Genomic DNA, 1,172 nt, shown 5'->3' with positions numbered 1-1,172 from the left:
TTTGAACGTACGAAACCGCACGTTAACGTTGGTACTATCGGCCACGTTGACCACGGTAAAACTACCCTGACTGCTGCAATCACTACCGTTCTGGCAAAAACCTACGGTGGCAGCGCACGTGCATTCGATCAGATCGATAACGCACCAGAAGAAAAAGCGCGTGGTATCACCATCTCTACTTCTCACGTAGAGTACGATACCCCAAGCCGCCACTATGCGCACGTTGACTGCCCGGGGCACGCCGACTACGTTAAAAACATGATCACCGGTGCTGCCCAGATGGACGGCGCAATCCTGGTTGTTGCTGCAACTGATGGCCCTATGCCACAGACCCGTGAGCACATCCTGTTAGGTCGTCAGGTTGGCGTTCCTTACATCATCGTATTCCTGAACAAATGTGACATGGTTGATGATGAAGAGCTGCTGGAACTGGTTGAAATGGAAGTTCGTGAACTTCTGTCTCAGTACGATTTCCCTGGCGACGATACCCCAATCGTTCGCGGTTCAGCGCTGAAAGCACTGGAAGGCGAAGCAGAGTGGGAAGCGAAAATCGTTGAACTGGCTGGTTTCCTGGATTCTTACATCCCTGAGCCAGAGCGTGCAATTGACAAGCCGTTCCTGCTGCCAATCGAAGACGTATTCTCAATCTCCGGCCGTGGTACAGTTGTTACCGGTCGTGTTGAGCGCGGTATCGTTAAAGTGGGCGAAGAAGTTGAAATCGTGGGTATCAAAGACACGATCAAAACTACCTGTACCGGTGTTGAAATGTTCCGCAAACTGCTGGACGAAGGCCGTGCGGGTGAGAACGTTGGTGTTCTGCTGCGTGGTACCAAGCGTGAAGAAATCGAACGTGGTCAGGTTCTGGCTAAACCAGGTTCAATCAAACCACACACCAAATTTGAATCAGAAGTTTATATTCTGAGCAAAGATGAAGGTGGTCGTCATACTCCGTTCTTCAAAGGCTACCGTCCTCAGTTCTACTTCCGTACAACTGACGTAACTGGTGCAATTGAACTGCCGGAAGGCGTGGAAATGGTTATGCCTGGTGATAACATCCAGATGCACGTAACCCTGATCCACCCAATCGCAATGGACGAAGGTCTGCGTTTCGCAATCCGTGAAGGCGGCCGTACCGTTGGCGCGGGTGTTGTAGCGAAAGTTCTGGGTTAATT

The 1,172-nt window shown here is 51.0% G+C and carries 1 protein-coding gene; it reads left to right on the top strand.

Features of this window, described 5'->3' with window-relative positions; all coding sequences use genetic code 11:
* Positions 1–1,170 (top strand): elongation factor Tu (tuf, locus tag R5268_RS19345; protein WP_317420514.1); only part of this gene is annotated, 1,170 nt, incomplete at its 5' end.
* Between the last annotated feature and the right edge of the window lie 2 nt (positions 1,171–1,172).

Source organism: Morganella sp. BCCO 40_0007 (genome assembly GCF_032989665.1).
In the GTDB taxonomy this organism is placed as follows: domain Bacteria; phylum Pseudomonadota; class Gammaproteobacteria; order Enterobacterales; family Enterobacteriaceae; genus Morganella; species Morganella sibonii.
Note: the sequence above shows the minus strand (reverse complement) of the source record. Positions and strands in the feature narration are given on the sequence as shown.